This window comes from Pseudomonas sp. SDO52101_S400 (assembly GCF_054071635.1).
In genome coordinates, this window is record NZ_JBSVWF010000119.1 from 1 (window position 1) to 4,475 (window position 4,475).

At 60.6% G+C, this 4,475-nt stretch carries 5 protein-coding genes; all 5 read left to right on the forward strand.

The features are described from left to right. Positions 1-74 (forward strand): hypothetical protein (locus tag ACW9HX_RS28830; protein ID WP_457383182.1); only part of this gene is annotated, 74 nt, incomplete at its 5' end. An 81-nt stretch (positions 75-155) separates the two neighbouring features. Continuing rightward, complete coding sequence (locus ACW9HX_RS28835) at positions 156-1,628, forward strand: purine-cytosine permease family protein (protein WP_457383180.1); 1,473 nt, start codon at positions 156-158, stop codon at positions 1,626-1,628. A 70-nt stretch (positions 1,629-1,698) separates the two neighbouring features. After that, positions 1,699-2,667, forward strand: coding sequence for an ABC transporter substrate-binding protein (locus ACW9HX_RS28840; RefSeq protein WP_457383181.1), 969 nt, complete (start codon positions 1,699-1,701; stop codon positions 2,665-2,667). Positions 2,668-2,737: 70 nt separating this feature from the next. Next, positions 2,738-3,589 (forward strand): ABC transporter permease, encoded by an 852-nt coding sequence (locus ACW9HX_RS28845; protein ID WP_085711027.1) that lies wholly within the window; start codon positions 2,738-2,740, stop codon positions 3,587-3,589. Next, on the forward strand, positions 3,586-4,416 hold the full coding sequence (locus ACW9HX_RS28850) for a quaternary amine ABC transporter ATP-binding protein (RefSeq protein WP_323161091.1): 831 nt from the start codon (positions 3,586-3,588) through the stop codon (positions 4,414-4,416). The genes ACW9HX_RS28845 and ACW9HX_RS28850 overlap by 4 nt, the downstream gene beginning before the upstream one ends. Positions 4,417-4,475: the final 59 nt, after the last annotated feature.

Sequence of the window (4,475 nt, forward strand, 5' to 3'; positions counted from 1 at the left end):
ATGCCGGTTACCAGATCGCCATCGACTGCGCCAAGGAGCAGGGCCTGAACCTGCCGATGATCACCGGTAAATAAAAACCGGCGGGAGCGAGCATGCTCGCTCCCGCTCAAGCCAATACAACAACAAAACCCAGAACAATCCACAGAGGTTGAATCATGGCTGGCAACACCGATCGTGCAAGCAACAAACCGTTGATCGAAAGGCGTTCGATCGACTACATCCCGGAAGCGGAAAGACACGGTCGTCTATTCAGTCAGTTCACCCTGTGGATGGGTGCCAACCTGCAAATCACTGCGATTGTCACCGGGGCGTTGGCCGTGGTGCTGGGCGGTGATGTGTTCTGGTCGTTGATCGGTCTGTTGATCGGTCAACTGCTGGGCGGCGGTGTCATGGCGCTGCACGCGGCGCAAGGGCCGAAGCTGGGCCTGCCGCAGATGATCTCCAGCCGTGTGCAGTTCGGGGTTTATGGCGCGGCGATTCCGATCGTGCTGGTGTGCCTGATGTACCTCGGCTTCACCGCAACCGGCACGGTGCTGTCGGGTCAGGCGCTGGGCCAGTTGTTCGGCGTCAGCGACACCGTGGGCATCCTTCTTTTCGCCAGCGTCATCGTGCTGGTCACGGTGCTCGGCTATCGGGTGATCCACTGGATCGGCCGCGTTGCCAGTGTCATCGGCGTGATTGCATTTGTTTATCTGTTCAGCCGTCTGATGAGTCAGGTGGACGTCGGCGCACTTCTGGAAATCCGCCACTTCAGCTGGAGCAGTTTCCTGCTGGCGGTGTCGCTGGCAGCGTCCTGGCAGATCGCCTTCGGCCCTTATGTGGCTGACTATTCGCGCTACCTGCCGAGCAAGACTTCTTCGGTGAAAACCTTTTTCGCCGCCGGTGCCGGCTCGGTGATCGGCGCGCAGGTGGCGATGGTCCTGGGTGTGTTCGCGGCGGCTTCGGCCAACGGTCAGTTTGCCGGTCATGAAGTGGCTTACATCGTCGGTCTGGGCGGCACGGGTGCCACCGCTGCGCTGCTGTATTTCAGCATCGCGTTCGGCAAGGTGACCATCTCCACCCTGAACTCCTACGGCAGCTTCATGTGCATCGCGACCATCATCAGCGGTTTCCGTGGTGACTTGAAAGTAACGCGCATGCAGCGTCTGGTGTTCGTGCTGGTCATCGTGGGTGCGGCGACGCTGATGGCGCTGCTCGGCCAGCACTCGTTCCTCGGTGCCTTCAAGTCTTTCATCCTGTTCCTGCTGGCGTTCTTCACGCCGTGGAGCGCGATCAACCTGGTGGACTACTACTGCATCACCCGCGAGCGCTATGACGTACCGGCGCTGGCCGATCCGAACGGTCGCTACGGTCGCTGGAACCTCCTGGGTATCAGCGTCTACGTGTTCGGTGTGCTGGTGCAGCTGCCGTTCATTTCCACCAAGTTCTATACCGGTCCGCTGGTGGCCGCGCTGGGGGATGTGGATATCTCCTGGATCATCGGCCTGGTACTGCCTGCCGCGCTGTACTACGTGTGCGCAAAAAAATGGCACGGCAGCGTGCCCGATCAACTGATTCTGCCGGTCGAGCAGGACAGCGTTGTACAACCTAAAGCAAGTGGGGCCGGTCGCGCTGCGGCGCAGGCCTGATTGGACGTGGACAGGGCTGGATGCCTCTTGAACTGCCGTAAGCCAATTCATGATTAGGAGCGTCACAACAATGAAATCGAACAAGACCCTGCTGACCACATTGCTGTCCATGGGCCTGCTGGCCAGTGCTGGCGCCACCCAGGCTGCCGGCTGGTGCGAATCCGGTAAACCGGTGAAATTCGCCGGTCTGAACTGGGAAAGCGCGATGTTGCTGACCGACGTGCTGCAAGTCGTGCTGGAGAAAGGTTACGACTGCAAGACCGACAGCCTGCCGGGCAACTCCATCACTATGGAAAACGCCCTGAGCAGTAACGATATTCAAGTGTTCGCCGAGGAGTGGGTCGGCCGCAGCGAGGTCTGGAACAAGGCCGAGAAGGCCGGCAAGGTTGTCGGTGTCGGCGCGCCGGTCGTTGGTGCGATTGAAGGCTGGTACGTGCCGCGCTACGTGATTGAAGGTGATGCCAAGCGCAAGATCGAAGCCAAGGCGCCAGACCTGAAAAACATCGCTGATCTGGGCAAATACTCGGCAATCTTCAAGGATGCCGAAGAGCCCTCCAAAGGCCGCTTCTACAACTGTCCGGCCGGCTGGACCTGCGAGCTGGACAACAGCGAAATGCTGAAAAGCTACGGCCTGGAAAGTACCTACACCAACTTCCGCCCGGGCACCGGCCCGGCGCTGGATGCGGCGGTGTTGTCGAGCTACAAGCGTGGCGAGCCGATCCTGTTCTACTACTGGTCGCCAACCCCGCTGATGGGCCAGATCGACGCGGTCAAACTGGAAGAGAAACCGGGCGTCGACAAGCGCGTGACCATCAAGGTCGGCCTGTCCAAGACGTTCCACGAGGAAGCGCCTGAGCTGGTGGCCGTGCTGGAAAAGGTCAACCTGCCGATCGACTTGCTGAACCAGAACCTGGGTCGCATGACCAAGGAGCGGATCGAGTCGCCGAAGCTGGCGAAAATCTTCCTCAAGGAACATCCTGAAGTCTGGCACGCATGGGTGAGCGACGACGCAGCCAGGAAAATCGACGCGGCCTTGTAGGTCGAGCTTCACCGGCTGCCGGCAACGGCAGCCGGACGCTTGATCGCAACCCCTTGATTGAGAGTCTCTTATGTTTCCCGAACGCTTTACGTTTTCCATCGCCGACTGGGTCAACGGTTGGGTCGATGCGCTGGTCACCAACTACGGCGACGTGTTCCGCCATATCTCCGACACCCTGCTGTGGGCCATCGTCAACCTTGAAGGCCTGCTGCGCGCAGCTCCGTGGTGGTTGATGCTCGCTATCGTTGCGGGCGTTGCCTGGCACGCCACGCGCAAAGTCGTGACCACCGCCGTGATCGTTGGCCTGCTGTTCCTGGTCGGCGCGGTCGGCCTGTGGGACAAACTGATGCAAACGCTGGCGCTGATGATGGTCGCCACGGTCATTTCGGTGCTGATCGGTGTGCCGCTGGGGATTCTCTCGGCGCGCAGCAATCGCCTGCGTTCGTTCCTGATGCCGCTGCTCGACATCATGCAGACCATGCCGAGCTTCGTGTACCTGATCCCGGTGCTGATGCTGTTTGGCCTGGGCAAGGTGCCGGCGATTTTCGCCACCGTGATCTACGCAGCACCGCCGCTGATCCGCCTGACCGATCTGGGCATCCGCCAGGTCGACGGTGAAGTGATGGAAGCGATCAACGCCTTCGGCGCCAACCGCTGGCAGCAACTGTTCGGCGTGCAACTGCCGCTGGCCCTGCCGAGCATCATGGCCGGGATCAACCAGACCACCATGATGGCCCTGTCGATGGTGGTGATCGCCTCGATGATCGGCGCCCGTGGCCTGGGTGAAGATGTGCTGGTGGGCATTCAGACCCTCAACGTCGGACGCGGTCTTGAAGCCGGTCTGGCGATCGTGATTCTCGCAGTGGTCATCGACCGCATTACCCAGGCGTATGGTCGGCCACGGCATGAGGTGAGCAAATGAACAACGCAACCGTGAGCAAGATCGAAGTCAAAAACGTCTTCAAGATTTTCGGCAACCGTTCCAAGGACGCCCTGGCGATGGTCGGCCAGGGCAAGACCAAGGAGCAGGTGCTGAACGAAACCGGTTGCGTGGTCGGGGTCAACGACTTGTCCCTGAGCATCGGTACCGGCGAGATCTTCGTGATCATGGGCCTGTCCGGTTCCGGCAAATCGACATTGGTGCGCCACTTCAACCGCCTGATCGACCCGACCAGCGGCGCGATCCTGGTGGATGGCGTGGACATCCTGCAATACGACATGGACGCCCTGCGCGAATTTCGCCGGCACAAGATCAGCATGGTGTTCCAGAGCTTCGGCCTGCTGCCGCACAAGACCGTGCTCGACAACGTCGCCTACGGCCTGAAAGTCCGTGGCGAAACCAAGCAACTGTGCGCCGAACGCGCGCTGCACTGGATCAACACCGTGGGCCTTAAGGGCTACGAAAACAAATACCCGCACCAGCTCTCCGGCGGCATGCGTCAGCGTGTGGGCCTGGCCCGCGCTCTGGCGGCGGACACCGACATCATCCTGATGGACGAAGCGTTCAGTGCCCTCGATCCGCTGATCCGCGCCGAGATGCAGGATCAGTTGCTGGAGCTGCAAAAGACCCTGCACAAGACCATCGTCTTCATCACCCACGACCTCGACGAGGCTGTGCGCATCGGCAACCGCATCGCGATCCTCAAGGACGGCCGCCTGATCCAGGTCGGTACGCCGAAAGAGATCCTGCATTCACCGGCGGACGAATACGTCGACCGGTTCGTGCAGCGGCGGGCGGCGGTGGTTTAAGTAGATTTGTGTTGGCTGGGCCTGCCCCTTCGCGAGCAAGCCCGCTCCCACATTTGGAA